Source organism: Maritimibacter alkaliphilus HTCC2654, assembly GCF_000152805.1.
Taxonomy (GTDB): domain Bacteria; phylum Pseudomonadota; class Alphaproteobacteria; order Rhodobacterales; family Rhodobacteraceae; genus Maritimibacter; species Maritimibacter alkaliphilus.
Map to the genome: position 1 here is coordinate 3,840,141 of NZ_CH902578.1, position 26,199 is coordinate 3,866,339.

23 protein-coding genes are annotated in these 26,199 nt (G+C 65.7%); 14 read left to right on the forward strand and 9 right to left on the reverse strand.

All coding sequences use genetic code 11. The annotated features are described in order from the left end of the window. The first annotated feature begins 90 nt into the window (after positions 1-90). Positions 91-1,017: a hypothetical protein gene (locus RB2654_RS19830; RefSeq protein WP_148912613.1), complete on the forward strand. Its 927-nt coding sequence runs from the start codon at positions 91-93 to the stop codon at positions 1,015-1,017. 16 nt (positions 1,018-1,033) lie between these two features. On the opposite strand, the gene RB2654_RS19835 is transcribed toward RB2654_RS19830, so the two are convergent. After that, positions 1,034-3,319 (reverse strand): NADP-dependent malic enzyme, encoded by a 2,286-nt coding sequence (locus RB2654_RS19835; RefSeq protein ID WP_008335144.1) that lies wholly within the window; start codon positions 3,317-3,319, stop codon positions 1,034-1,036. Positions 3,320-3,472: 153 nt separating this feature from the next. Between RB2654_RS19835 and RB2654_RS19840 the strand changes: the two genes are divergently transcribed. From RB2654_RS19840 to RB2654_RS19860, 5 genes are all read left to right on the forward strand, one after another. Next, positions 3,473-3,889, forward strand: a complete 417-nt coding sequence (locus RB2654_RS19840) for a cytidine deaminase (protein WP_008335146.1) — start codon at positions 3,473-3,475, stop codon at positions 3,887-3,889. Further along, positions 3,886-5,097 (forward strand): phosphopentomutase, encoded by a 1,212-nt coding sequence (locus RB2654_RS19845; protein WP_008335148.1) that lies wholly within the window; start codon positions 3,886-3,888, stop codon positions 5,095-5,097. Before RB2654_RS19840 ends, RB2654_RS19845 begins: the two co-directional genes overlap by 4 nt. Continuing rightward, positions 5,094-6,101 (forward strand): adenosine deaminase, encoded by a 1,008-nt coding sequence (locus RB2654_RS19850; protein WP_008335150.1) that lies wholly within the window; start codon positions 5,094-5,096, stop codon positions 6,099-6,101. Before RB2654_RS19845 ends, RB2654_RS19850 begins: the two co-directional genes overlap by 4 nt. Then, complete coding sequence (upp, locus tag RB2654_RS19855) at positions 6,094-6,726, forward strand: uracil phosphoribosyltransferase (RefSeq protein WP_008335151.1); 633 nt, start codon at positions 6,094-6,096, stop codon at positions 6,724-6,726. Before RB2654_RS19850 ends, upp begins: the two co-directional genes overlap by 8 nt. Positions 6,727-6,828: 102 nt before the next feature. Beyond that, positions 6,829-8,235 (forward strand): hypothetical protein, encoded by a 1,407-nt coding sequence (locus RB2654_RS19860; RefSeq protein ID WP_008335152.1) that lies wholly within the window; start codon positions 6,829-6,831, stop codon positions 8,233-8,235. A gap of 48 nt (positions 8,236-8,283) precedes the next feature. Here the strand turns inward: RB2654_RS19860 and RB2654_RS19865 are convergent, their stop codons facing one another. Then, entirely contained in the window at positions 8,284-9,303 is a 1,020-nt protein-coding gene (locus RB2654_RS19865) for a hypothetical protein (protein WP_008335153.1), read from the reverse strand. 214 nt (positions 9,304-9,517) lie between these two features. Next, positions 9,518-10,483: a hypothetical protein gene (locus tag RB2654_RS19870; protein ID WP_008335154.1), complete on the reverse strand. Its 966-nt coding sequence runs from the start codon at positions 10,481-10,483 to the stop codon at positions 9,518-9,520. A gap of 197 nt (positions 10,484-10,680) precedes the next feature. Here RB2654_RS19870 and RB2654_RS19875 point away from each other — a divergent pair, with 197 nt between their 5' ends. Next, positions 10,681-11,958, forward strand: coding sequence for an MGH1-like glycoside hydrolase domain-containing protein (locus RB2654_RS19875; RefSeq protein WP_008335155.1), 1,278 nt, complete (start codon positions 10,681-10,683; stop codon positions 11,956-11,958). 80 nt (positions 11,959-12,038) lie between these two features. Then, positions 12,039-15,119, forward strand: a complete 3,081-nt coding sequence (locus RB2654_RS22650; RefSeq protein WP_008335156.1) for a methyl-accepting chemotaxis protein — start codon at positions 12,039-12,041, stop codon at positions 15,117-15,119. A 22-nt stretch (positions 15,120-15,141) separates the two neighbouring features. Here RB2654_RS22650 and RB2654_RS19885 read toward each other — a convergent pair whose 3' ends face one another. Beyond that, complete coding sequence (locus tag RB2654_RS19885; protein ID WP_008335158.1) at positions 15,142-16,107, reverse strand: zinc ABC transporter substrate-binding protein; 966 nt, start codon at positions 16,105-16,107, stop codon at positions 15,142-15,144. Between the two features lie 71 nt (positions 16,108-16,178). On the opposite strand from RB2654_RS19885, the gene RB2654_RS19890 reads away from it, so the two are divergent. From RB2654_RS19890 to RB2654_RS19900, 3 genes are read left to right on the forward strand one after another with little or no spacing between them, the layout of a single operon-like run. Next, on the forward strand, positions 16,179-16,667 hold the full coding sequence (locus RB2654_RS19890) for a transcriptional repressor (RefSeq protein WP_008335159.1): 489 nt from the start codon (positions 16,179-16,181) through the stop codon (positions 16,665-16,667). After that, positions 16,664-17,404 carry a metal ABC transporter ATP-binding protein gene (locus RB2654_RS19895; protein ID WP_008335161.1) on the forward strand — a complete coding sequence of 247 codons (741 nt, stop codon included), beginning with the start codon at positions 16,664-16,666 and terminating at the stop codon, positions 17,402-17,404. The genes RB2654_RS19890 and RB2654_RS19895 overlap by 4 nt, the downstream gene beginning before the upstream one ends. After that, positions 17,397-18,179 carry a metal ABC transporter permease gene (locus RB2654_RS19900; protein ID WP_040885336.1) on the forward strand — a complete coding sequence of 261 codons (783 nt, stop codon included), beginning with the start codon at positions 17,397-17,399 and terminating at the stop codon, positions 18,177-18,179. Before RB2654_RS19895 ends, RB2654_RS19900 begins: the two co-directional genes overlap by 8 nt. A gap of 4 nt (positions 18,180-18,183) precedes the next feature. On the opposite strand, the gene RB2654_RS19905 is transcribed toward RB2654_RS19900, so the two are convergent. From RB2654_RS19905 to RB2654_RS19925, 5 genes are read right to left on the reverse strand one after another with little or no spacing between them, the layout of a single operon-like run. Further along, on the reverse strand, positions 18,184-19,113 hold the full coding sequence (locus tag RB2654_RS19905) for an AEC family transporter (protein WP_008335166.1): 930 nt from the start codon (positions 19,111-19,113) through the stop codon (positions 18,184-18,186). After that, positions 19,113-19,916 carry an MBL fold metallo-hydrolase gene (locus tag RB2654_RS19910; protein ID WP_008335167.1) on the reverse strand — a complete coding sequence of 268 codons (804 nt, stop codon included), beginning with the start codon at positions 19,914-19,916 and terminating at the stop codon, positions 19,113-19,115. Before RB2654_RS19910 ends, RB2654_RS19905 begins: the two co-directional genes overlap by 1 nt. Continuing rightward, a complete protein-coding gene (locus RB2654_RS19915; RefSeq protein ID WP_008335169.1) occupies positions 19,916-20,704 on the reverse strand; it encodes a TatD family hydrolase in 789 nt (262 codons plus the stop codon). The genes RB2654_RS19910 and RB2654_RS19915 overlap by 1 nt, the downstream gene beginning before the upstream one ends. Further along, a complete protein-coding gene (locus tag RB2654_RS19920; protein ID WP_008335171.1) occupies positions 20,701-21,828 on the reverse strand; it encodes a DNA polymerase III subunit delta' in 1,128 nt (375 codons plus the stop codon). The genes RB2654_RS19915 and RB2654_RS19920 overlap by 4 nt, the downstream gene beginning before the upstream one ends. A gap of 49 nt (positions 21,829-21,877) precedes the next feature. Then, on the reverse strand, positions 21,878-22,714 hold the full coding sequence (locus RB2654_RS19925; protein WP_008335172.1) for a class I SAM-dependent methyltransferase: 837 nt from the start codon (positions 22,712-22,714) through the stop codon (positions 21,878-21,880). A gap of 69 nt (positions 22,715-22,783) precedes the next feature. On the opposite strand from RB2654_RS19925, the gene RB2654_RS19930 reads away from it, so the two are divergent. The 3 genes from RB2654_RS19930 to RB2654_RS19940 all read left to right on the forward strand — a co-directional run bounded on the left by RB2654_RS19930 (position 22,784) and on the right by RB2654_RS19940 (position 26,199). Continuing rightward, complete coding sequence (locus RB2654_RS19930) at positions 22,784-24,112, forward strand: capsule polysaccharide biogenesis protein (protein WP_008335173.1); 1,329 nt, start codon at positions 22,784-22,786, stop codon at positions 24,110-24,112. Further along, the gene (locus tag RB2654_RS19935; protein ID WP_008335174.1) at positions 24,109-24,903 is read left to right on the forward strand and encodes an SDR family NAD(P)-dependent oxidoreductase; all 795 of its coding nucleotides are present in this window, start codon (positions 24,109-24,111) and stop codon (positions 24,901-24,903) included. Before RB2654_RS19930 ends, RB2654_RS19935 begins: the two co-directional genes overlap by 4 nt. 267 nt (positions 24,904-25,170) lie before the next feature. Then, entirely contained in the window at positions 25,171-26,199 is a 1,029-nt protein-coding gene (locus RB2654_RS19940; RefSeq protein WP_008335175.1) for a BMP family lipoprotein, read from the forward strand.

Sequence of the window (26,199 nt, forward strand, 5' to 3'; positions counted from 1 at the left end):
TGCCGTCACCAAAGGGGCGGCCCGCGTTGCACCCCGTGCGCCAAGCGTGCATGACTCGGGGCACTGATCCGGAGGTGCCCGATGCGATTCATGACGCTCATTCTTGGTCTGTTCGGCCTGTCTTCCCTGCCCGCCATCGCGCAGGACTGGAGCTTCAACCCGGATATGCAGGGCGAGGTTCAGGCGGTGGCCTGTCCGCTCGACGATGACGAGACCGGGAATTACCTGTGCCTCATGGTCGGCTGCGAACCGGAGCACCCCCTGCGCTGGCGCCTTGTCGCGGCGGGGGGCAATCTGCCGGACCCGCTGCGCATCAATATGTTCATCGACGAAGAACCTTCGGGGTTCCTGTCGCTCGGCCAGGTCCAGTCGGACGTCCCGTTCGACTTTGTGGCGCAGGTCGATCCCGAGCGCGACGTTCGCCTGCTCGAGGCGCTCAGGGCGGGCGGCGGGGCGATGATGATCCTCGACCCCGAAGGCGCTGCGATCGAACGCCCCCTGTCGCTGCGGGGCAGCGGCAAGGCGATCGCGTCGGCGATGGAGGCCTGTCCGATGCGTGCCCCCGCGGTCGCGGACCCGGTGGCGACGGTGCTGTCGTCGCTGGAGGCGGAGTGCAAGGATCTGGGCGGCGTGCTCGAAATGGTCGGGGGGTTCGAACGGTCCGAGGATCTGGACGGCGACGGGCGCGACGATCTCATCATCGAATATGGCGGCGCGCCCTGCACCACGGCCCTGTCGCTGCACTGCGGGTCAGGGGGCTGTGTGTCCGACATCTATATGGCGCGCGACCGGGGTTACATCCGGGCCTGGTCCGACGTCGTGCGCGATGTGCTGAACGAAGAAGGGCCGGGGGTGGCGATCTCGGTCCACGGCTCGGCCTGTGATCTGGCGGGCGTGGAAAGCTGCGTTCTGCGGGTGGACCTGTCCGGGGACACGCCGCAGGTGGTCGAAACCATCGCCGGGGCCGATGCGGACGCCCTGATCGAAGCCCTCGGCGGTGTCGGCCCCGTGGAGTGAGCCGCGCTCCTTCGCCCTAGCCGTAATGCGCCACAGGCGTGCCGGCGATGGCCGACATGTTCAACAGGCCCCGCGCCGTGATCGAGGGCGTCACCACATGCGCGCGGTTGCCCATACCCATGAGGATCGGCCCGACCTCAAGCCCGCCGGCTTTCATCTTGAGCATGTTGCGCACGCCCGAGGCTGCATCCGTATTGGCGAAGACCAGCACGTTCGCGGGCCCTTCGAACCGGGCACCGGGGAACATGCGTTCACGCACGTCGACGTCGAGCGCGCTGTCCACATGCATCTCGCCCTCATAGGCGAAGCTGCGCGCCTCGCTGTCGAGAATGTCGAGCGCACCGCGCATCCGGCGCCCCGTGTCGCAGTCGAGGTTGCCGAACTGCGAATAGGAACACAGCGCCACCTTAGGCGTCAGGCCGAAGCGTTTGACGTGCCGCGCCGCACCGCAGACGCTTTCCGCGATCTGTTCGGCGGTGGGTTCGGGGTGAACATGGGTGTCGGCGATGAAGAGCGGCCCGTCTTGAAGGATCATGAGCGAGAGCGCACCGACGGGATGGTATTTTTCGGCCCCGCCGCCAAGGATTTCCTGCACGTATTTCAGGTGCCACAGGTATTGCCCGAAGGTGCCGCAGATCAGGCTGTCGGCTTCGCCGCGATGCACCATGATCCCGCCGATGGCGGTTGTGTTGGTGCGCATGACGGCGCGGGCAATGTCGGGCGTGACGCCGCGCCGGGCCATGATGGCATGGTAGGTTTCCCAATAGTCGCGGTAACGCGGGTCGTTTTCGGGGTTCACCACCTCGAAATCCGTGCCGGGCTTGAGCGGCAGGCCCGCGCGGGCGAGGCGGGTTTCGATGACCTCGGGGCGTCCGATGAGGATCGGCGCGTCGGTCGTTTCCTCGAGCATGGCGTTGGCCGCGCGCAGCACGCGCTCGTCCTCACCCTCGGCAAAGACGATCTTGCGCTCGGCGGTCGCGGCGGCTTCGAACACGGGCCGCATGATGAGGGCCGAACGGAACACCGAGCGGTCGAGCCGATCCTTGTATTCGGCGAGGTCGGGCAGGGGGCGGGCGGCGACGCCCGACTCCATCGCGGCCTTGGCGACCGAACTTGCCACCACGCCCATCAGGCGCGGGTCGAAGGGTTTCGGGATAAGGTAATCCGCGCCGAAGGTGAGTTGCTCACCCTTGTAGGCGGCAGCGGCCTCGGCGCTCGTCGTGGCGCGGGCCAGCGCCGCGATGCCTTCGATACAGGCGATCTGCATCTCGTCGTTGATCTCGGTCGCGCCCACGTCGAGCGCGCCCCGGAAGATGAACGGGAAGCACAGCACGTTGTTGACCTGATTGGGGTAATCCGACCGCCCCGTGGCCATGATCGCGTCCGGAGCCACTTCGCGCACGAGGTCGGGCATGATCTCGGGCGTCGGGTTGGCGAGCGCGAAGATGATCGGGCGGTCGGCCATCTTCGTGATGTGCTCTTGCTTCAGCACGCCGGGGCCGGAGAGGCCGAGGAACAGGTCCGCGCCCGCGATCACGTCGTCGAGCGTTCGCAGGTCCGTCTTTTGCGCGTAAGCCGCCTTCTGCGGGTTCATCGAGGCTTCTCGCCCTTCGTAGACCAGCCCGTCGATATCGCAGAGCCAGACGTTTTCACGTTTGACGCCGAGTTTCAGGAGCATGTTGAGACAGGCGATGCCCGCCGCCCCGCCACCCGTTGAGACGACCTTGATATCCTCGAACGCCTTGCCGGCCACGCGCAGCGCGTTTGTGGCGGCGGCGCCGACGACAATGGCGGTGCCGTGCTGGTCGTCGTGGAAAACCGGGATGTTCATCCGCTCGCGGCACAATTGTTCAACGATGAAACAATCGGGGGCCTTGATGTCTTCGAGGTTGATCGCGCCGAAAGTGGGTTCCAGAGCGCAGACGATGTCGGCCAGCTTCTCGGGGTCGCTTTCGTTCACTTCGATATCGAAGCAGTCGATGTTGGCGAACTTCTTGAACAGAACCGCCTTGCCCTCCATCACCGGCTTCGAGGCCAGCGCGCCGATGTTGCCCAGCCCCAGAACCGCTGAGCCGTTGGAGACGACGGCGACGAGATTGCCGCGCGCGGTGTATTTCGACGCCGTGACCGGATCGTCCTTGATTTCAAGGCAGGCTTCCGCGACGCCGGGGGAGTAGGCGAGTGACAGATCCCGCCCGTTCGCCATCGGCTTGGTGGCGCGGATTTCGAGTTTTCCGGGTTTCGGATATTCGTGATAATCCAGCGCGGGGTGGCGGGCGTTCTTGGATGTATCCTCGGCCATGCGGCGTCCTCCTGAAGATGGTTTAATGTTAAACCACTTTCCGTCGCGCGGGGGATAGCCGATCACGCGGGGTCAAGGCAAGTGTCGTCGCGATTCGCCTTGCGCGTGGCGTAAATCCCCCCAAACTGGACCATACGGTCAAAGGAGGCGCCCGTGTCAGAAAATACGGTGTCGGAGAAATCCCTGTTGGACGAGGCCAAGGGTGTCTGGCCCAAGGCCTATGCGCCCTATTCCGGGTTCCGGGTGGGGGCCGCGATCCGGTCGCCCTCGGGCCGGGTGCACCTTGGCGTGAATGTCGAAAACGCGGCCTATCCCGAAGGCACCTGCGCCGAAGCGGGCGCGATCGCCGCGATGATCGCGGCGGGTGACACCGAGATCGCCGAAATCGCGGTGGTGGGCGATGCGCCCGATCCCGTGACCCCGTGCGGCGGCTGCCGCCAGAAGATCGCCGAGTTCGCGCGCAAGGGCACCAAGGTGACGATGGGCACGCTCGACGGCGGCGAAATGGTCGTCACCATCGAAGACCTGATCCCCTGGGCCTTCGCCAAGGCGCAGATGGAGGGGAAATGACCCGCGCCTTTCTTGTCGTGCTGGACAGCGTCGGGATCGGCGGCGCGCCGGATGCGGATGCGTTCTTCAACGACGGCACGCCGGATACGGGGGCGAACACGGTCGGTCATATCGCCGAAGCCTGTGCCGAGGGCCGGGCGGACGACGGGCGCGAAGGGGCGCTGATGATGCCGAACCTCGACCGGCTCGGGTTGGGTATGGCGGTCAAGCTCGCCTCGGGCCTGATCGCGCCGGGTCTGGGGGCCGAGCCGTGGGGCGCGTGGGGCGCGGCGACCGAGGTGTCCAAGGGCAAGGACACGCCATCGGGACATTGGGAGCTTGCGGGCGTGCCGGTGCCCTTCGACTGGACCTACTTCCCGGATGAGGAACCCGCGTTCCCGCCCGAGATCACGGCGGCGATCTGCAAGGCGGCGGGTGTCGACGGCATCCTCGGCGACAAGCACGCCAGCGGCACGGTCATTCTGGACGAACTGGGGGCCGAGCACATGCGCACCGGCCTGCCGATCTGCTACACGAGCGCGGACAGCGTGCTTCAGATCGCCGCGCATGAAGAGGCGTTCGGGCTGGAACGGCTTTATGCGCTGTGTGAGGCGATTGCGCCGATGTTGCATGAGCGGCGGGTGGGGCGTGTGATCGCCCGGCCTTTCCTTGGTGACGCCGAAACGGGGTTCGAGCGCACAGTGAACCGCCGCGATTTCGCGCTGGCCGCCCCCGAGCCGACCCTTCTGGACTGGGTCTATGACGCGGGCCGCCCGATGCACGCGGTGGGCAAGATCGGGGACATCTTCGCGCACCGGGGCGTCACGGATAACGCCAAGGGCACGGACGAGGCGCTGATGGAGGCGTTGATCGGCTTGGCCGACACCGCCGAGGATGGCAGCCTGACCTTCGCGAATTTCGTGGAGTTCGACTCGAAATACGGGCACCGGCGCAATGTGGCGGGCTATGCCCGGCACCTCGAATGGTTCGACGCGCAGTTGCATCGGTTCTTCGACAGGATGAAGCCCGGCGATCTGGTGATCTTCACCGCCGATCACGGCAACGATCCGACATGGGTCGGGACCGACCACACGCGGGAGCGGGTGCCGGTGTTGTGCCACGGGATCGGGACGCGCAAGCTGGGCCAGATCGGCTTCGCCGACGTGGCGGCGAGCGTGGCGGATCATCTCGGGCTCGACCAGCGCGGGGCGGGGAGGTCGTTTCTGTGAATTTGCCCGAAGAGCTTGCCGACGCGATCCGGCGGATGCCCAAGGTGGAACTGCACCACCACATCGAGGGTGCGGCGCCGCCGGCCTTCGTGCGGGGGATGGCCGCCGAGAAGGGCTTGAACATTTCGAACATTTTCGACGCGCATGGCGCCTATGACTATGCCGATTTCTTGCAGTTTCTCGATGTCTATGAACAGGCGACCAAACCCCTGACCAGCCCGGAGGATTACGGGCGGCTGACCGTCGCTGTGCTCGAGGAAGCGGCGAAGGACAACGTGATCTACCTCGAAACCTTCATCTCGCCCGCCTTCTGCGGGGGCGGCGACGTGGCGGCGTGGAAGGAATACCTGCACGCGATCCGCGAGGCTGCGGCGACGGTGCCGGACGTGACGCTCAGGGGCATCATCACGGCTGTGCGCCATTTCGGCCCGGACGAAGCGAAACGCGCGGCGATCTGCGCGCAGGAGACGGTGGGGTCGTTCATCACCGGCTTCGGCATGGGCGGCGATGAGAACGCAGGCACGTTCCGCGATTTCACCTATGCCTATGACGCCGCGCGCGAGGCGGGGCTGCGGCTTACCACCCATGCGGGCGAATGGGGTGGACCAAAGGTGGTGCGCGAGGCGATCGAGGTTCTGAAGGTCGAACGGATCGGGCATGGCGTGCGCTCCATCGAAGATCCGAAGCTGGTGGATTACCTCGCGGCCTCCGGCGTGGTGCTGGAGGTCTGCCCGCAATCGAACGTCGCGCTGGGCGTCTATCCGTCGACCAAGGCCCACCCGATCCAGAAGCTGCGCAAGGCGGGCGTGACGGTCACCGTGTCCACCGATGATCCGCCGTTCTTTCACACCACGATGACGCGTGAGTTCGAGGAATTGGCGCTGGCCTTCGGATGGGACGTTGACGATTTCCGCGCTCTTGGCATAACCGCCGCCGATGCCGCATTCTGCGACAAGGCCACGCGCGCCGCCCTGAAGTCGAAACTGGAGAAATTCGTTGCCTGACCATCTGACCGTCGTCGAACACCCGCTCGTGCAGCACAAACTGACAATCATGCGGGAGAAGGAGACGTCGACGGCGGTGTTCCGGCAGTTGCTCAGGGAAATCTCGCTTCTGCTCGCCTATGAGGTGACGGGCGATCTGGCCATGACCACCAAGGTCATCGACACGCCGATCACCGAGATGGACGCGCCGACGCTCAAGGGCCGCAAGCTGGCACTGATTTCGATCCTGCGGGCGGGCAACGGTCTGCTCGACGGGATGCTGGAACTGATCCCCTCGGCCCGCGTGGGGTTCGTGGGGCTTTATCGCGACGAGGCGACGCTGGAGCCGGTGCAGTATTATTTCAAAGTGCCCGAATACCTCGACGAACGCGTGGTGATCGCGGTCGATCCGATGCTGGCCACCGGGAACTCGTCCGTCGCGGCGATCGACCTTCTGAAAAAGGCCGGGGCCAAGGATATCCGGTTCCTGTGTCTGCTGGCGGCACCCGAAGGCGTGGCGCGCATGAAAGAGGCGCATCCGGACGTGCCGATCATCACGGCGGCGCTGGACAAGAAGCTCAATGAAAAAGGGTATATCGTGCCCGGTCTGGGCGATGCGGGCGACCGGATGTTCGGAACGAAATAGCCTGTTTCCAATATCTTGACTGAGATTTAGGGTTTCACCCACTGGACAGGCCAAAATCCATCCGCCATGGTGAACCCTAAATCTAGTGTTGGGGGACACGGTATGAAATTTTTCAAGTATGCAAGTGCCTTGGCCATCGCTGCCACGATGTCCGCCGGAGCCGCCCAGGCCGTCACGCTGGCCCAAGGGGCCAAGCCCCGCGAAACGCCGCCAGCCGGATACAAGGGCGATGTCTATGTCGACAGCCGTGGATGCGCCTATGCCCGCGCCAACGTGGGCAGTGCGACCAACTGGGTGCCGCGCCTTTCGCCCAACCGGGGTGAGGTGGTCTGCGGTCTGAACCCGACCTTTGCGGCCGGCAATGCACGCGGTTCGGTCCCCGCGCCGATCGCGCCGCCCCCGCCGGGCGACGTGGCGACCGCCGCCGCCGCTGCCCCTGCGCCGAGCGCACCGACCACTCAGACTCTGCGCACGCCGAGCCCGGCACCGTCCCCCACCAACGTGTCCGCAGCCCCGGTCCGCCCGGTCGAGACCCAGCCGCGTCAGGCCGCGTTCCAGACCACCACCGGCCTGTTCGCCAATCTGCCGACGCCCAGCCCGGCGCCCGAGCCGTCGAACCTGTCGGCGGGCCGCAACACGTCGAGCGGCACCGATCTGGCGGTCGCGCCGTCGAACAACCGCCGGATGGAAGTGACCTGTCCCGGCACCACCGGCACGGCCCGCGTGATGATCGGCGGTCGTCAGGTGAACGTGAACTGCGGGGCGAGCGCCACGCAGCCCCGGCTCTACACGGTTCAGCACACGAACGGCTACACCACCGAACTGGTCGCGACCCCGGCGCCCGTCGTGATGGCGCAGGCCGCGCAGGTCGGCACCTATGGACAATACCGCCCATCGGTGCGCGCCACCCCTTATGGCGCCGTCCCGGTGATCCCGAACCCGCCGTCGCCGCGCGTCACGGTGAACCATCCGACCTATCAGGTCTATGCCGCCACGCCGGACAAGCGAGCGCTGACGACCGCGCCGCGCATGACAATGCAGGACGCCAACATCACCTCGACCTACCGCGTGCCTCACGCGGGCGAGAGCTATGAGTCCTATATCGCCGACAAGGCGCGCGCCCATGCGCAATCGGGGATCTTCTACGAATACGGGGCCGAGCTTCAGGCACGCCCGCTGCCGTCGCCGTTCCCGCAGACCGGGGCCGACTACTCGATCAACGGCTATGCCGTGAACCCGCGCTATTCCGGTGTCGAGGTGCCGGACGTCTACAATCCGCGCGTGCGCTATCACCGGGCACCACAGGTCCAGTCGGCCAACACGGTCTATTCCAACCCGCCGGTCGCGCGCGCCACGCCCGCACCGGCTGTGCCGGAAGGCTACCGCGCCGCATGGGACGATGACCGGCTCAACCCGAACCGGGGGCCGCGCACGATTCAGGGCGAGGTGGATATGGTTCAGGTCTGGACCAACACCGTCCCGCGCAGGCTTATCACCGTCCCGCGCTGATCGGGCCGAGACGCGACCTCGGGAACCCCGCCCAAGTGGCGGGGTTTTTCATGTCTCGCAGATGCTTTGCAGGCTGACCCAGGACGCGTCGGGGAGGAGCGGCTCGGCCGCCGTGACCGGAACCGGGTCGGCCTCGATCAGGGGCAGGGTTGTCTCGCCCGACGGGTCCAGCGCATAGGCATAGGGTGTGGACCTGAGGCCCGCCGCTTCGAACGCCTTCAAGAGCGCGTCGTTGTCGAGCGGCTCGGCTTCGGCGGTCAGGAGGTGGCGGGCGTAGTCGTCGAGGACGGCGTCCGAAACCTCGCCCGTCGTCAGGAGTTTCGCGGTGGTCATCAGGCCGGCATGGTCGAGAAGCGCACGCATCGGGTCGGTCTGACGCGCGCGCAGGTTCTCGGCGAGGATGAAGCCGGCGACCACGTCGGGCTCGTTCTCGTCCACGATCAGGTCGCGGTTCACGAGGATGATGCTGCCTGGCACGACACGTGCGGTCGCGACCCCGTCGGGAACGACGAGCACGCGCGTGCGGCCGGTGCCGAGCACACGGCGCGTCAACTGGTCGAGGGCGGACTGGCCGCTCCCGTCGCAGGGGGCGCCCGAGACGCGGCGGATGCGGTTCATGAGCCGGTCCCCGACCTCGGTCCGGGTGGCATCGGGAAGCAGCGCGACGGTCTGGCGGGTCAGCGTTTCCGGCACCCAAACCAGCGTGGCCGTCACCAGCGCCGCCGCGACGGCCCCGGTCAGGACCAGCCGCACGCGCCCGCTGCGCGGCCTGCGCCGCGCGATGGCTTTGCGAATACGCTCGATCGCCGCGATCATGTCGTCATCCGAAAGCTCCAGTTCCTCGGCCTCGTCGGCGGCATCCGAGGGCGCATAAAGGGCGGGGCGTTTCGAGGGGTTCTTGCGGTGGACGGCGGCGAGCGACCAATGGGCGAGCGCGCGTTCGGCGGTGTCGGTGAGGGTGAGCGTGGCATCCCCGATGGACACGACCACTTCGACCCGCTGCGCCGCGGGATCGGCGCGCCAAAGGCCGGAGGCTTCGAGCCTGTCGTATTCCTTGAGGGCCGTCATGGGGGCCTGCCGCTGCTCATCTTGTCTGTTTTGCGCAGGATACGCCCCGGCGGCGGTTTTGCAAAGCGGTCGCTCACAAGCGGGGTGCGCGCGGGCGCGCACGCAGGATTTGCGCCGCCCCGGCAAGGCCGGGCCGTCGCGGTGGCACGCGCCGATGGCGCGTCTGGAGGACCAGTCCTCCAGACCTCCTGAAGTATTTCGGAAACGAAGAAGATCAGGCGCGTCGGCGTGCGAAGATCAGGATGATCCCACCGATCAGGCTGACGAGAAGGTAGTCTATGAGGGGGATGCGCGCGACTTCTTCCAGCCGGGTCCAGCCGCGATCGGCATAGACGACGAGCGTCGCGGCGGTGATCGCGAGGCCGAGGATCCAGCGGGCGCGGCGCGACAGGCCCAGACCGTGCATCTGGGTGACGACGATGAGGGCCGCGAAGCCGAAGGCGAACATAGGCCAGAAATCCTGACCGCCGACCACCGCGACGATCACGCCGTGGACCAGCACCGTGCCTTCGAGCACGAAGGTCCACCAGCGGTTCGTGTGGACGCGGGTGAAGATGAAGCTCGCCTGAATGAACAAAAGGAAGGTGTAGAAAAAGCCCCAGATGTGGCCCCAGGTCGCCTCCATCGGGTGATACCAGTAGGTGAAGGTCACGGCCCAGGCGAAGTAATAGCCGTGGCTGCGGATGAGGAACGGGCGGGTCGCCGCGAACCACGATTTGCCCGCGCCGAAGAAAAGGCCGCGCCGGGGTGCTTCGATCAACAGGACGAGCACGAGGACGAGGACCACGGAGCCTTGCGAATACATGACCGGCACGTCCTGCGCGAGGCCGTCGTAGAACAGGGCGGTCTGGAGCGCGTGGAGGGTCGCGAAATAGGCGGTTCCGCCGAGCGCCACCCAGTTCAGCGGGTGCATGGTGGTGCGGTCGCGAAGGCGATCGCGGTTGGTCTGAGCCCACCAGATGAGGCCCCAGATGAAGGCCTGATGCGCGAGGTATCCGCCCCAGGCGGTCGCGCGGCTCCAGACATCCGGGTCGGGGCGTTTCCACAGATACCAATTGTAGCCCTGATCGGGCGGAAACCGGACCTGCGCGATGAACGGGTGCAGAAGCTGAATGGCGAGGGCCGCGAGCACGGCGAGCGCGACGGACAGCGCGAAGGGGCGGGCGATGGCGGGTGGCATTCTGTGTCCCGGTCTTTTTTGCGACTACGCCACGTCGGGCGCGGCGGATCAACCCGGATCATCGCTTTGCCCAATTTGCGGGCAGCCGGGCGCCCGGACCGTCCTGAGGGTGCGGGAAATTTGCATAGGTGGCGGGGCTTGCCTAAAACCGAGGCAACGGTCTTGCGGGCCCCGACGCCGCAGGACAGCGTGAGGCCATGGAAGGCGCGGATCCGGGCATGAACTACGACAAGATCGACAAGAAGGCCCGCAAGGTTCTGCAAAGCAACGACCGTGGGCTTTACACGGTGCCGACCAAGGGGCTCTATCCCTATCAGTGGAACTGGGACAGCGCCTTTGCCGCCTGGGGTTTTTCGGTGTTCGATGCCAAGCGCGCCTGGGCCGAGTTGGAGACCCTGTTCCAAGGCCAGTGGGACACCGGAATGGTGCCCCATATCGTCTTTCACAAGCAGAGTTTCGGCTATTTCCCCGGCCCCGACGTATGGGACATCAACCGGGTGCCGCATACATCGGGGATCAGCCAGCCGCCGATCGCGGCGACGATGGCGCGCGCGGTCTACGAGGCCGACAAGCGGTATGGCCGCATTCATATGGAACTGCTCTACGGACGGCTGGTGAGCTGGCATCGCTGGTGGATGAAGAACCGGGTCGAAAACGGCATGGTCTGCATCACGCATCCGTGGGAAAGCGGGCGGGACAACGCGCTCGACTGGGATGCGGCGCTCGTCGGCGTGGACACGAGCGAGGTGGGGGAATACCACCGTTCCGACACCGACCACGTCGATGCCTCGATGCGGCCCTCGAAACTCGACTACGACCGATATGTCGCGCTGTTGCAATTGTCCAAGGCGTCGGACTGGAACGAACGCGTCATCGCCGACAAGAGCCCCTTCCGGGTCGCCGACTGCGGCATGACATTCATGTTCCTGCGCGCGTGCCGAGACCTCCTCCATATCGCGGCGGAGTTCGACATGGGCACGGACGAGATCGAGGGGTGGATCTTCGACCTCAAGCAGGGTGTGAAAAGCCATTGGAACGAGGCGCGGGGGCACTATGACAGTGTCAACGTCAGGACGGGGGCGTTCACCAACACCCTGACATCGGCCAGTTTTCTGAACTGGTATGCAGGCATCCGCGACGACCGGCAGCTAAAGCATCTGCACCGCATTCTGGATCAGGTGCAGTACGGCATTCCGTCGCTCGACCCCGACAATCCGCATTTCGACGAACTGAGGTATTGGCGCGGGCCGGTCTGGGGGATGATGAACGCGATCATCGGTATCGGGCTGGCCGAAACCGGGCATACGGTTCTGGCCGAGCGGTTGCGCAAGGATACGCAGAAACTGATCGCGGAGCACGGGTTCTACGAATATTTCAACCCGGTCGACGGCGCGGCGGCGGGGGGTGGCGAGTTCACGTGGACGGCCGCGATCTGGCTGACCTGGGCCAGTCCCCATGCCAAGGGGCGGTTCTAGACCGTTAGGCGAATCTTCATGCGAAGGTGCGAAGCCTGACTGGAATGGCACGGTGACGTGCGGCGTTTCAGGTCAGGCTTATGCGGTTTCTCAACAATCTGAGCATCTCGAAAAAGATGCCGATCATCATGGTCCTGCTGGTCTTTTTGTCGGCCAGTGTCTCGGGTGTGCTTCAGGGGACCGAGCAGAAGGCGGCGCTGCTGGATGGGGCGACGGCGCAGTTGGAGGCGATTGTCGATACCCGGGCCGAACTGATGGCGCAGGCGACGCTGAACGCGGTCCTGCATCTTGACGGGCTGGTCGAGGGGCCTGCGACCGCGGCACAGATCGCCGCGCTTTTGAACGGTGTCGCGATGCTTGGGGCGGACGCCAAGGCGCGGTTGACCGAGGCGTTCGTCACGGCGAACCCCTATCCCGAAGGCGAACGTGCTGAGTTGCTGGAGCCTGCGGCGGCGGGGCTTTGGGCCTATGGCGGGGCGCACAAGGTCTTCCACCCGCAGGCCCGGACCTTCGCTTCGCATTACGATTTCCTTGATGTCTTCGTGGTCGCCCCGGACGGGCGGGTGATCTACTCGATGAACAAGGGACCGGATTATGCGACCAACCTCGTGACGGACGGGCAGTCCGACAGCATTCTGGCGCAGACCTTTCAAACCGCGATTGCGGCGGGGGCGCGCGCGGCGGAGGTGCCTGTGGGCGGCCGCTTCGGCTCCTTTCACGGCGATGTCGCGACTTTCATCATGCGTGGCGTGACGGGCGAGGATGGTTCGATCCTCGCCTATCTCGCGGTCCAGCCGGATACGCAGGTGTTTTCGACCATCGCGAACGATCCGAACGGGCTGGGCGAGACCGGGATCGTCTTCGTCGTCGGCGAAGACGGGACGTTTCGTTCCCGTTCGCGGTTCGACGCCGGGTATGCGGTGACCGATCCGGTGGCGGCTGGCCCGCAGATCGACGCGGTGCTGGGCGGCGGGACCGGCGCCCAACCGGGCACGGGTCAGGCCGGACAACCGGCGCTGATCGCCTATCGCCCCCTTGGCGGTGCGACGCCGGGCTGGGGTGTGGTGGCCGAAAAGGACATGGCGGAAATCCTCGCGCCGGCCCGCGATCTCATGATCCAGATGGCGATTCAGCAGGGTCTTGTCATTCTCGGCGTTTCCATCGTCGCTGTCCTCTTCTCGGCGTCTCTGGCGCGCCCCCTTCGCCGGGTGACCGGGGCCATGGCCGAGATTTCCGAGGGCGCGCTGGACACCCGCGTGCCGGATGTTGCGCGGCGCGACGAAGTCGGCCAGATCGCGAACGCGCTGGAACGGTTCCGTGTCGGTCTGATCGAAAACGAAAAACGACGGTTCGAGGGAAATTTCCGGTCGGCCGCCTTCGACAACAGCAGCTCCGCGATCATGATGACCGGGCTCGACCAGACCGTCATGCATGTGAACGCGTCGTTGTCGAACATGCTCAAGCGCTATGACACGGCGTTCCGGGCCACGGTGCCGGGCTTTTCCTCGGACGAGATCGTGGGTCGCTCGATTCACGATTTCCACCCGCCCGCGATCGAAAACCGCGTCGAAACGCTGCTGCGCGACCCAGCGAACCTGCCCTATAGCGCCGACATCGCATTCGGCGACGTGCGGATCACGCTGACGATCACGGCGGTCTACGATATCGCAGGCAAGCACATCGGGTTCGTGACCGAATGGACGGATGTGACGGAGGGCTACATGAACCGGGCGCTCCTGCGCGCGATGGAGGCCAATCAGGTCAAGGTCGAGTTCACCGCCGAGGGGCACTTGCAGCGGGCCAACGATGTCTTCGCCACGACGATGGGCGCAAGCACGCCGGTCGACGCGCGGTATCGGACGGTGGAAGACCTGTCACCTGCGCTGGGCGAGACGCTTGAAAAAGTCCGCGCGGGCGAAGCGGTGTACGGACGGTTCGAACTCGACAGGCCCGATGGCACGCGGGCGATGATTGACGGATCCTTCGCGCCGGTCAACGACGGGAACGGGCGGCTGATGCGGATCGTGCTGGTGGGCAATGACGTGACCGAGGCGACGCTGGCGATGCGTGACAGCGAAGAAAAACGGCTGGAAATGCAGGAAAATCAGGCCCGGGTCGTGGACGCGCTGCGCGAAGGCCTCGAAGCTCTGGCCGAGGGTGATCTGATGACCCGGATCGACGAGGCCTTCACCGAGGATTATGAACAACTGCGCAACGACTTCAACAAGGCGGCCGACAAGCTGCTGGAGGCGATGTGCGGCGTGATCGAGAATGCCGATCTCATCACCGGCGAGGCAGCCGAGATTTCCACCGCCGCCGATGACCTGTCGGCCCGGACCGAGAAACAGGCCGCGACGCTGGAGGAAACCGCCTCCGCGCTCGATCAACTCACCTCGTCGGTGCGGTCGGCGGCCGATGGCGCGACCCATGCCAACGAGATCGTCGACAAGGCCCGCGAGAACGCGGAAGCCTCGGGCGAGGTCGTGCGCGAGGCGGTTACGGCGATGGGCGAGATCGAAAACTCGTCGACCCAGATCTCCAAGATCACCGGCGTCATCGACGATATCGCCTTCCAGACCAACCTTCTGGCCCTAAACGCGGGCGTCGAGGCGGCGCGGGCCGGCGAGGCGGGGCGCGGCTTCGCCGTCGTCGCCTCGGAAGTGCGGGCGCTGGCGCAGCGGTCATCCGATGCCGCGCGCGAGATCAACGAGCTGATCTCGGCCTCGGGCGGTCAGGTCAAACGCGGCGTGGACCTCGTCGGACAGGCGGGCGAGGCGCTGAAAGGGATCGTCGAAAGCGTGTCGGAAATCTCCAAACATGTCTCCGAAATTGCGGTGAGCTCGCGCGAGCAAAGCTCGGGCCTTGCCGAAATCAACGCGGCGGTGAACCAGCTCGATGAGGTGACCCAGCAGAACGCGGCGATGTTCGAGCAGACGACCGCAGCGAGCCATGCGCTGACCCGTGAAGCCGAAACGCTGGCCCGGACCATGGGCCGCTTCCAGACCGGCGCCCCGGCCCGCGAGGCGGCGGCCCCCGTGGCCTTCACGACCAAACGCGACACCGCACCGGCGCGACCGCCAGCCAGCGCGACTAGGGCGATCACGACCACCGCCACCGCCGTGGCGCAGGCGCCCGACGATGATGGGTGGGACGAATTCTGAGGGACGGGCGCGCGCGCCCGCGTCAGCCTTCAGTGAGGCACGTGTCGATGACCGTGGCGACCCCGGTCATGAGCTCGCCGTAGAGTTCGGGCCCGGGGGTCAGGGTGCTTCCCATCGGGTCGAGCACACCCGTGCGCAGCCCGGCGCCGGTTTCGATCGCCTCGAGCAGCCCCGGATCGGACCCCGGCTCGGAAAAGGCGCAGGTCACGCCGTGGTCGTCGACAAGGTCTTTGAGGGCGGACAGGGCCGCAGCAGAAGGGGCAGAGGCATCGCCCGGCTGCACGCTGCCGAGAATGTCGATCCCATAGGTCGCGGCGAAGTAGCCGAATGCATCGTGGAAGGTGACGATTTCCGCGCCGGCATGCGGTTCGAGCCGGGCCGAAATCGCGGCATCCATCTGAGTGACATCGACAATCGCTGCCTGCGCATTCGCGAAGTATGTTTCGGCATTTTCCGGATCGCGCGCCGCGAGTTCTTCTGCCACGGCACCTAACCAGGCGCGGGCGTTGTCCGGCGACAACCAGGCGTGCGGGTCGGTGCCCTCGTGATCGTGCGCCTCGGAATCTTGGCCGGCCTCGTGATCCTCTTCCCCCTCGTCCGCATGTTCACGGTCATCGTCGGGGTGCCCGTCCTCTTCTTCGAGGGCGGCGTCGGAGCCGTCGAAATCGCGCAGGGACGTCGCCGGATGCTCGAGCAGCGCGATGGTCTCGGCGCGGGCAAGGCCGCCGATGGCACGGGCGAGCCACGGCGCCAGATCTTCCCCGACCCAGATCACCAGCTGCGCCCGTTCCAGCATCCGTGCCTGACTTGGCTTCAAGGTCACCGAATGCGGATCGGCGCCACCTTGCAAGAGCAGTTCAGGCTCGCCCACACCGGCCATGACCTGCGAGACGAGCGAGTGGACCGGCGCGATATCGGTGACGACCTGAGGCGGTTCGGCAAAGGCGGGCAACGGGGCGAGGGCGGCGGCGATGAGGGGCAGGCGCATGACTTGTCCGGTCTCCAATAATGTTATATCGTTACGTATCTGTAATATCATAACGCATCGGTATGCAACCTATGAGCCTCGATCCCTCCGCCGCTTTCCATGCCCATGACCACAGTGCCTGCGCCCAAACGGCTCTGGAACAGGCCGAGAAAATCTGCGCCAAGGCAGGCGCCCGGTTCACGCCCGTACGGCGGCGGACCTTGGAAATCCTGCTGGCGGAACACCGGGCCCTCGGCGCCTACGACGTTTTGGACAGGCTGGCGGAGGACGGCTTCGGAAAGCAACCGCCCGTCGCCTATCGCGCCCTCGATTTCCTTGTCGAACATGGGCTTGCCCACCGCATCAGACGGCTGAACGCCTTTGCCGCTTGCACCCATCCGCAAGACGCCCATGCCCCGGTCTTCCTCATCTGCTCGGACTGCGACGCCGTGGCCGAGGCGCCGGGGGGAACGGTGCGCGACGCGCTGGAACAGGCCGCCGGGGACATCGGGTTCTCGGTCGCACGCGCCAGCATCGAAGCGGTCGGCCTGTGCCCGGCCTGCACCGAGGCCGCGGCATGAGCCTGATCGAGGCCAAGGGCCTGTCGCTTTCTTACGGCGCGCAACCCGTGCTCGAGAACGTGAATATCGCCATCGAACCCGGAGAAATCGTCACGCTGGTCGGGCCGAACGGATCGGGAAAGTCCTCTCTCGTCAAGGTGTTGACCGGTCAGTTGAAACCGGATGCGGGTAAGGTGCGTCGCAAGCCGGGCCTGCGTCTCGGCTATGTGCCGCAGAAACTGGCCCTCGAACGGTCCCTGCCGATGACGGTCGCACGGTTTCTGAACCTGCCCGAACGGCGCGATCCCGAAGCGATCCGCAGGGCGTCAAAGGAAACCGGGATCGAGGGGTTGGAGCACAGGCAGGTCGCCGACCTGTCGGGCGGGCAGCAACAACGGGTTCTTCTGGCCCGCGCGCTTCTGACGTCGCCGGAACTTCTGATCCTCGACGAGCCGACCCAAGGGCTCGACCAGCCGGGCGAAGCGGCCTTCTACCTCAAACTCGAACACCTGCGCGACGCGCTGGGATGCGCGGTGCTGATGGTCAGTCATGACCTGCATGTCGTGATGAGCGCGAGCGACCGGGTGATCTGCCTGAATCACCACATCTGTTGCGAGGGCACGCCGCATGTGGTGCGCGATGCGCCGGAGTATCGCGCGCTGTTCGGCTATGGCACCGGCGGGGCGCTGGCGCTGTATCAGCACGAACACGACCACCACCACCACCATCAACACGACCACGATCACGACCATGTTTGACGATTTTCTCGTGCGCGCGGGGTTCGCGGGCGTCGGGCTTGCATTTGCCACCGGGCCCTTGGGCAGTTTCGTCGTCTGGCGCCGGATGGCCTATTTCGGCGACGCGACCGCACATGCGGCCATTCTCGGCGTGGCGCTTGCGCTGATCTTTTCCGTCCCGGTGACGCTGGGCACGCTGGCCGTCGCCCTCGCCATGGCGCTGGTGGTGAGCGGTCTGGCCACGCGCGGTCACGCGATGGACGCGACGCTTGGGGTCCTCAGCCACTCGGCGCTCGCGCTCGGACTGGTCGCGATCAGCTTCGTGCCGGGCGTCCGGGTGGACCTGTCCGCGTTCCTGTTCGGCGACATTCTGGCGGTGGGCCGACAGGACCTTTTGGTGATCTGGGGCGGCGCGGCCGTGGTCGTCGCGCTGCTGGTCTGGCGTTGGGCCCCGCTACTGACGGCGACGATGTCGGAGGATCTGGCGGTCGCATCGGGCATCGACCCGCGGCGGGAGCGGCTGGTGCTGACCCTCGCCCTCGCCATCGTGGTCGCCGTCGCGCTCAAGGTGATCGGGACGCTTCTGATCGCGGCCATGCTCATCATCCCGGCGGCTGCGGCGCGGGGCTTTTCGCGCACACCTGAGGCGATGGCGGTTTCGGCGGTCGGCATCGGGGCGGCGTCGGCGCTTGCCGGCCTTGGCGCGTCTTACCTGGTCGACACGCCGGCGGGGCCGTCGATCGTGACCGCTGCGGCGGTCATCTTCGCGATCACGGCGGCGGTCACGCGGCGGTGAGCCGTCAGGGCAGGACGTGCAGCCAGAGCCAGATCGTCAGGATCGAACTGGCGGTCGCGGCAAGCACGCCCGTCGCGTTCACCCGTTTCGACACGCCATACATGTTTGCGAAGAGGAAGGCATTGACGCCCGGCGCCATCGAGGCGGTGAGGACGGCCGACCGGAACTGCGCGTCGGAGAGGCCGGTGAGCGTGCCCATGACCCATGTGACCGCAGGGTGCAGGACGAGCGAGACGAGCACGATCCACGCCACAACGCGCATGTCGCCTTCGGGCTTGTATGCGACGAGCACCCCGCCAAGGCCGAAAAGCGCGGCGGGCAGGGCGGCGCGGGCCACGAGGTCCACGGCGTCGCGGGCGGGGCCGGGGAGCGTGAGGCCCGATAGGTTCGTGGCGATGCCGAGCGCGATTCCGATGACGAGCGGGTTGCGCGCCATGGATTTGGCGACGCCCTTGACCGGGGCCAAAATGCCGCCGCCCCCGGTGCGCACGATCTCCATCGCCGTGACGCCGATCAGGTAGCAGACCGGCGCATGGATCGCGATGATCGCATAGTTGGGGCCGAGCGCGTCCGAGCCGTAGGCGCGCTCCATGATCGGCAGGCCCAGAAGGACCGAGTTGGAGAAAAGCGTGGCGAAACCGATGGCGACGCTGTCGGTCCACGGGCGTTTGAACAGGTAGCGCGCGCCGAACAGGCCCGCGAAGAAGCCGAGGATCGCGCCGGTGTAGAACGAAGCCAGCAGGTTCCACGCGAAGTTTTCGCCCAGTTCGAGGGTCGAGAGGGCGCGAAAAAGCAGCACCGGCACCGCGAAATTCTGGGCGAATTTCATCAGCCCCTGAACGGCGTCGTCGGAAAAGCCGAGTTTCCAGCGGGCGAGGTAGCCGAACCCGAGCACGAGAAAGACGGGCAGGATGACCTCGATCAGCGCCTGCATCAGATTTCGTAGCTGATCTGCATCCCGTCGTAGGCGGCGGTGATGTGGGCGGGCGTTTCGGCTTCGATCGTGCTGTGGTCGATGTCGATATGCATGTTGGTCAGGACGCCGCGTTTCGTGCCGGAGCGTTCCAACCATTCGAGCGATTTCTCGACATGGGCATGGGTCGGGTGCGGGGTGTAGCGCAGGGCGTCGAGCACCCAGCAGTCAAGGTCCTGAAGCGCGTTCCACGCCGCATCCTTCATATCGGACACGTCGGGCAGATAGGCGAAGTCGGCGACGCGGAAGCCGAGGGCGTCGATGTTGCCATGCTCGACCTCGAACGGGGTGAAGGTGATCGGGCCACCCGCGCCGGTGAGCGTGAAATCCTCGCCGTCGCGGATCGTGTGCATGTCGAGGATGGGGGGATAGCTCGACCCCTCCGGCTGGACGAAGGCGTAGCCGAAGCGGGAAAACAGCGCGTCCTGCGTGGCACCGTCGGCATAGACCGGCAGGCGCTTTCGCATGTTGTAGACGATCATGCGCAGGTCATCGATCCCGTGAACATGGTCGGCGTGGGCATGGGTATAGATCACCGCGTCAAGCGCGCCGACATTCGCGTCGAGCAATTGCGCGCGCAGGTCGGGGGAGGTGTCGATCAGGATGCGCGTGGTGGCATCCCCTTCGGCCCGTTCGACCAGCATCGAACAGCGGCGGCGCGCGTTCTTAGGGTTGGCCGGATCGCAGGCGCCCCAGTTGCCGCCCAGTCGCGGGACGCCACCGGACGAGCCGCAGCCCAGAATGGTGAAGGTGAGGCGCGCCATCAGGCGGCCTTCCAGAACAGGCGGTCGAAATTGTCCTGCGTCGCGCGGGCGAAATCGGCATAGTCGAGCCCGAAAACCTCGGCGCCGACGCGGGCCGTATGCGCCGTGAAGGCGGGTTCGTTACGCTTGCCCCGATGGGGCGGGGGCGCAAGGTAAGGGCTGTCGGTTTCGACGAGGATGCGGTCGAGCGGCGCGTCGGCGAAAATCTCACGCAAATCCGAGGATTTCGGGAAGGCCGCGATGCCCGACATCGACAGGTAGAACCCAAGGTCGAGCGTGGCGCGGGCAAGTTCCGGCCCGGAGGAAAAGCAGTGCATGACGCAGGTGTATGCGCCCGCTTTGTGCTCGTCGGTAAGTATACGTGCCATATCGTCATCCGCATCGCGCGAATGGATGATGAGCGGCAGCTTGGTGCGGCGCGCGGCCTCAATATGGACGCGCAGGCTTTCCTGCTGAATCTCTTTTGAATCAGCGGTGTAGTGATAATCCAGCCCGGTCTCGCCGATGCCCACGAACTTGGGGTGCTCAGCGAGCGCCACAAGCTCGTCCACCGTGGCCAAAGGCTGGTCCGCGGCGCTCATCGGATGGGTCGCGGCGGCGAAATAAACGGGCGCGTGCGCCTCGGCGATGGCTTGCACTTTTGGCACATTCGCAAGTTTCGTGGCGATGGTCACCATGCGCGTCACGCCTGCTTCGGCGGCGTGGGAGATGATCTCGTCCAACTGCCCCTCGAAATCGGGGAAGTCTAGGTGACAGTGGCTGTCGGTGATGCTGGGCTGCTCGGTCATGCGGCGTAGGCTGCTGCGGTCTCGTTGATCCTGAAGGTGGTATCAAGGATGAGCGCGGCAGGGTCAAGGTTGACCGCCCGGCCATGCGCGGCGCGCGACGACACATCCTGTGCTTTCTCGGCCCAGCGGCGGGCACGCCATGCATCGGGGGCGAGGCGGGCAAAGAGCGCGGCTTCGCCCGGCGCGGCTTCGATGAGCGGCGGGTGGCCCGCGCCGGAGCGGGCGAGGCGGGCTAGAAACTGGTCGATCAGGTCGAGGATCAGCGCATAGCGTGTGGCGTTCGCGGCCCCGGCGGCGCTTTGTGCCAAGGCGATGGCGCGCGGGCGGTCGTAGCGCGGGGCATGTGCAAAAATCGACACGAGGTCCTGATAAATCTTGAGGCCGTCCAGCTGGGAGAGCCGCATCGCTTCGCCGACGGAGCCGCCCGCAAGCTCGCCCAAAGGCTCGGCATCCGGGCCGGGCAATTCGCCTGCGGCTTCCATCGCGCGGGCGAGATCGGGGGGCGCGAGCGGCGACAGGCGCAGCTCGCGGCAACGTGACCGGATCGTCGGCAAAAGCCGCGACGGCTGGTGAGTGACGAGGAGGAGTGTGGCGCCGCGCGGCGGTTCCTCGAGCATCTTGAGGAGCGCGTTGGCGGCCTGCGTGTTCATCTCGTCGGCGGCATCGACGATCACCACACGGCGGCCACCGTCCGAGGCGGACAGGCCGAAGAACTCGCGCAGTTTGCGCACCTCGTTCACGCGGATGTCGGCCGACAGCTTGTCGCCCTTGTCGTTGGGACCGCGCCGGAGCACGAACAGGCCGGGTTCGGCCATCTGCATCGACCGACGCACCACGGGGTGTTCGGGGTCGATGTCGAGCCGGTCTGGCGGGGGCGGCGCGCCGAACATGCCACCGTCATCGGCGGGCGTGGCGAGCAGGAAGCGTGCGATCCGCCATGCGAGCGTCGCCTTGCCCACACCGCGCGGACCGGAAATGAGCCACGCATGGTGCAGCCGTCCGCCGTTGTAGGCGGTCAGAAACCCCTGCTCGGCCGCGGCCTGCCCGACAAGCGCACGGGTTTCGCGCGGGTGGGGCGCACCTTCGATGCGGTCGGGTTCGGGAAGCTCCATCGGATCGGCCATGCGGCCAACTTAGAGCAATCGCGGGCAGGCGAAAGGGCGATTGCGCGGCTCAGGCCGGTTTGCGGATCACACAGGCGAAATCGGCGCGCAGGCCCTTTTCGTATTCGTCGTATTCCGGGCTGCCGGGCATGTCGGCCCAGCGGCGGGCATAGATCGAAAACGGCCACGGCACCTTTGCCAGCGTGGCTTCGCGGCGGGGCAGGTCGGCCTTGAGCGATGCGAAGGTGTGCGGCGTGATGTTGCGATAGGTGAGGACTTCGAGCCCTTCCTTGGCGGCGGCTTCGCGAATCTCGCCCTCGACCTTGGCATGATCGCCCTGACGGTAGCCGCCGGAAAAGCTGATGAGTCCGCCGGGTTTCACGACGCGCCCGGCCTCTTCGACGAAAAGCGTCAGGCCGAAGTAGGTGGGCGATCCGACGGCGACCACCATGTCGAAACTGTCGTCGGCGAAGGCCAGCCCGCCGGAATGCCCTTGCGTGATCGTGGCATCGGTGAAGGGCTTGGTGCGCCGTTTGGCGAGGCGGACGGCGGATTGCGAGCGTTCGGTGCCGGTGAGCTTGGCTTGCGGGTAGAGGCGCGACAGGTAAACAAGCCCGCCGCCCTGACCGCAACCCACGTCGAGGATCGACGTCGGCGCAGGCCCGTGATCCTTCACCATCGTGCGGCCCGCCTGATGATACATCATGGCCGAATGATCCTCGCCCGCGAACTCCGGGTAGGAGGTGTAGTCGTCGTCGAGCGGCATGTATCCGCCGTTGAAGAACCACATCCGCCGTGCCGGAGACAGGCGATACAGCACCTCGTAAGCGACGAGGTCGAACAGGTGGAACGCGAAGCCGAAAACCCGCTTGCCAAAACTGTCATGGGCGCGGAGAAAGTCTGGCATCTTGCCTCCCGGTCGTGATTAAAGGGCCGGAGCCTTAATGCGATAGCCACAAGAAAAATGGAACAGCCAATGAGCGCCAATCAGGGACAATCGGAGACGCGCAGTTTCCTGTTCCTGCAAGGGCCGACGTCGGGGGTGTTCCGCGATCTGGGCCGGGCGCTGGCCGCGCGGGGGCACAAGGTGCTCAAGGTCAATTTCTGTCCCGGCGACTGGCTGTTCTGGCGCGGCAAGGACACGCAGATGTATCGCGGGTCGCTGGCAGGCTGGCCCGACCATCTGCGCGCGCTCATCCGCGAACGTGGCGTGACCGACATCCTCTATTTCGCGGACCGTTTCCCCTATCACAAAGCGGCGCAGCGCGTGGCGCATGAGGAGGGGGTGCGTAGCGTATCGATGGAATACGGCTACCTGCGGCCCGACTGGCTGATCCTCGAAGAGGGCGGGCAGTCGACCTATTCCCATTTTCCGAAAGATCCCGCCAAGATCGAAGCGGTGGCAGAAACGCTGGAGCCGGTCGATCAGGCCCAGATCTATGACATCCCGAGTCTGGACGAGGCGGTGCGCGAAGCGTCGTTCCACCTGTCGAACGCCTTCTTCGGATGGCTGACCCCGCGCTATCGCCCCGATCGCTATTACCCGGTCTTGGTCGAGTTTCCGGCCTATGTTCCTCGGCTTCTGAAGCGGCGGCGCAACGCGCCGAAGGCGGATGCACTGGTCAGGCATTTCGAGGCGACGGCCGAGGTGCCGCGCTTCCTCGTGCCGCTACAGATGCAGAACGACTATCAACTGCGCGACAATGCGCCCAAGGGGTTCCAGACCGAATTCATCCGGCGTGTCATGGCCTCGTTCCGCGATCATGCGCCGGAAGGGACCGAACTTATCTTCAAGATTCACCCGATGGACAACGGGCTGGAGCGGTGGGAGCGGGTGGTGCCGCGTCTGGCCGCCGAACACGGGCTGGCCGAGCGGGTGCATTTTCTGGACGGCGGGTTCCTGCCCGACATCTTCTCCATCGTCGCGGGCTGCGTGGTCATCAATTCGACCACCGGCCTGATCGCGCTTCGGCGCAACGTGCCGACCAAACCTTTGGGTGTGGCGGTCTACGACATCGAGGGGCTGACGCATCAGGGCGATCTGGACGGGTTCTGGACCGATCCCCAGCCTCCGAAGCCCGGAATGCTGAACGCGCTCGTGCGCGCCATGGCCTATGGCATCCATGTGCGCGGCTCGGTCTATGGCGACGAAGGGCGGGCGGCGTTCATCCGTAACGCGATCGAACGGCTGGAGCAGCCGCGCATCAACCAGTTCGGGCTTTACGAGCCGCGCCCGCCGCGCGTCGACAAGGCCGTGTCGCTGGGCATCGCGGTCGATTGGCCCGTGGGCAAGATCGCGTCGTGACCGGGGCGCGCCGCATCCTGCTGACCGGGGCAAGCTCGGGTCTGGGGCGGGAATTGGCGCGCGCCTTGGCGAAACCGGGCGTGACCCTGTGCCTGTCGGGACGACGTGAGACGGCCTTGGCGGCGGTCGCCGACGAATTGCGCGCCAAGGGGGCCGAGGTCGAGACCGCCATCGTGGACCTGACCGACATTCAGGCGGCCGAGGATTGGGTCGATGCCGCGGCCCACGCGCCCATCGACCTTGCGCTCCTGAACGCGGGGATGTTCGACGGGCGCGGCAAGGACGGTAAGCTGGAAAGCCCGCGCCGGGCCGCGATCCAGATCGAAACGAACCTGACCGCGCCCACCGTGCTGGCGCTGCGTCTGGCAGACCACATGCGCGAGGCGGGGCAGGGCACGATCCTGTTCGTCTCGTCGCTGGGAGCCTTTGCCAATCAGGCCGATGCGCCGAGTTATTGCGCCTCGAAAGCCGGGGTCACGGCATTCGCCCGCGCGCTGCGCGAAGACCTCGCCCCCGACGGGGTGCGCGTGGTGATCGCGCATCCCGGCCATATCGAGACGCCGCAGACCGAGGTGCATCGCGGCCCGCTGCCGGGGATCATGCCCGCAGAGCAAGCGGCGAAAACCATCCTCGCGGGGCTGGCGCGCGGGACCGCGGAAATCGACTTTCCCGGCCACCTCAGATTGGGGCTGAAACTCCAGTCGCTGCTGCCGTGGAAAATGCAGGCGAAGATCAATCAGGGGCTGCGGTTTCACGTCGATCATGGCGACGACCCCGACAAGGGGAAGTAACGTCAAGGGCTTGGCCGGTTCGGGCGATGCCCGAAATCCGGGCATTGCGTCGTGATAAGCGGCTTGAAAGCCCTCGGAAATTTTTGAACGTCGGGTCAAATCCGGCGAAAAAGCCAAAATCTATCAACCACCTTGAAAAAACCCGTGCTAGGCTTTCGCATGTCTGCAGGGGGAATCGCTGCCGTCCCGGTCACGCGTTGCCTGCCAAAAAAATAAACTAACCTGCCGCGCCCGAACGTCTTGGCGTGGTTCGACATGGAGGTCTTAATGACGTTTCTCAACAAAATCACGGCCCGCACCGGGCTTGCCGCCGCGCTGCTCGCCGGCACGGTGATGACGGCTTCGGCCTTCACCGCCTGTCAGGTGACCGACACGGGCGGCATCGACGACGCGGGCTTCAACCAGACCGCGTGGAAGGGCGTGCAGGATGCGATGGAGGCTTCGGACATCGAAGGCCGTTTCCTGGAATCGCAGGCCGAAACCGATTACGAGGCCAACCTGAACTCGCTGATCGAAGGCAACTGCGACATCATCGTCACCGTCGGCTTCCTCATGGGCGACGCGACCAAGGCAGCCGCCGAGGCCAACCCGGAGCAGAAATTCTCGATCGTCGACTTCGCCTATGATCCCACGATCCCGAACGTGCTGGGTCAGGTTTATGCGACCGATCAGGGTGCGTTCCTTGCCGGTTATCTGGCCGCTGGCATGTCCCAGACGGGCGTCGTCGGCACCTTCGGCGGCATCAACATCCCGCCGGTCACCGCGTTCATGGACGGCTTCTACTACGGCGTTCAGTACTACAACGAACAGAAGGGCACCGACGTGATGGTTCTGGGCTGGAACCCGGAAAGCTCGGAAGGCCTGTTCACCGGCAACTTCGACAGCCTCGACGATGGCCGCGCCTTCGCCGAGAACCTGCATCAGGAAGGCGCCGACATCGTTATGCCCGTCGCCGGTCCCGTGGGCCTTGGTTCGGCGCAGCTTGCCGACGAGATGGGCACCGACAGCCTGAAGATCATCGGTGTGGACGCCGACCAGACCCAGACCGACCCGGAAAAGGCGCATGTCTATCTGACTTCGGTCCTCAAGCGCATGGACTCGACCGTGACGCAGGTGATCGACATGGCGATGAACGACACGTTCGAGGGCGGGCTGATCGTAGGCACGCTCGAGAACGAAGGCGTGGGCCTTGCCCCCTATGGCGCCTTCGAAGATTCCATTCCGGAAGAGCTGAAAGCCGAGATCGAGGCCGTGAAAGCGGGCATCATCGACGGATCGATTCAGGTCGGCATGTAA

Coding starts and splice junctions, on each gene's coding strand:
- RB2654_RS19830 (WP_148912613.1), top strand. CDS start 91: ATGACGCTCATTCTTGGTCTGTTCGGCCTGTCTTCCCTGCCCGCCATC.
- RB2654_RS19835 (WP_008335144.1), bottom strand. CDS start 3,319: ATGGCCGAGGATACATCCAAGAACGCCCGCCACCCCGCGCTGGATTAT.
- RB2654_RS19845 (WP_008335148.1), top strand. CDS start 3,886: ATGACCCGCGCCTTTCTTGTCGTGCTGGACAGCGTCGGGATCGGCGGC.
- RB2654_RS19860 (WP_008335152.1), top strand. CDS start 6,829: ATGAAATTTTTCAAGTATGCAAGTGCCTTGGCCATCGCTGCCACGATG.
- RB2654_RS19865 (WP_008335153.1), bottom strand. CDS start 9,303: ATGACGGCCCTCAAGGAATACGACAGGCTCGAAGCCTCCGGCCTTTGG.
- RB2654_RS19870 (WP_008335154.1), bottom strand. CDS start 10,483: ATGCCACCCGCCATCGCCCGCCCCTTCGCGCTGTCCGTCGCGCTCGCC.
- RB2654_RS19875 (WP_008335155.1), top strand. CDS start 10,681: ATGGAAGGCGCGGATCCGGGCATGAACTACGACAAGATCGACAAGAAG.
- RB2654_RS22650 (WP_008335156.1), top strand. CDS start 12,039: ATGCGGTTTCTCAACAATCTGAGCATCTCGAAAAAGATGCCGATCATC.
- RB2654_RS19885 (WP_008335158.1), bottom strand. CDS start 16,107: ATGCGCCTGCCCCTCATCGCCGCCGCCCTCGCCCCGTTGCCCGCCTTT.
- RB2654_RS19890 (WP_008335159.1), top strand. CDS start 16,179: ATGAGCCTCGATCCCTCCGCCGCTTTCCATGCCCATGACCACAGTGCC.
- RB2654_RS19895 (WP_008335161.1), top strand. CDS start 16,664: ATGAGCCTGATCGAGGCCAAGGGCCTGTCGCTTTCTTACGGCGCGCAA.
- RB2654_RS19900 (WP_040885336.1), top strand. CDS start 17,397: ATGTTTGACGATTTTCTCGTGCGCGCGGGGTTCGCGGGCGTCGGGCTT.
- RB2654_RS19905 (WP_008335166.1), bottom strand. CDS start 19,113: ATGCAGGCGCTGATCGAGGTCATCCTGCCCGTCTTTCTCGTGCTCGGG.
- RB2654_RS19910 (WP_008335167.1), bottom strand. CDS start 19,916: ATGGCGCGCCTCACCTTCACCATTCTGGGCTGCGGCTCGTCCGGTGGC.
- RB2654_RS19915 (WP_008335169.1), bottom strand. CDS start 20,704: ATGACCGAGCAGCCCAGCATCACCGACAGCCACTGTCACCTAGACTTC.
- RB2654_RS19920 (WP_008335171.1), bottom strand. CDS start 21,828: ATGGCCGATCCGATGGAGCTTCCCGAACCCGACCGCATCGAAGGTGCG.
- RB2654_RS19925 (WP_008335172.1), bottom strand. CDS start 22,714: ATGCCAGACTTTCTCCGCGCCCATGACAGTTTTGGCAAGCGGGTTTTC.
- RB2654_RS19930 (WP_008335173.1), top strand. CDS start 22,784: ATGAGCGCCAATCAGGGACAATCGGAGACGCGCAGTTTCCTGTTCCTG.
- RB2654_RS19940 (WP_008335175.1), top strand. CDS start 25,171: ATGACGTTTCTCAACAAAATCACGGCCCGCACCGGGCTTGCCGCCGCG.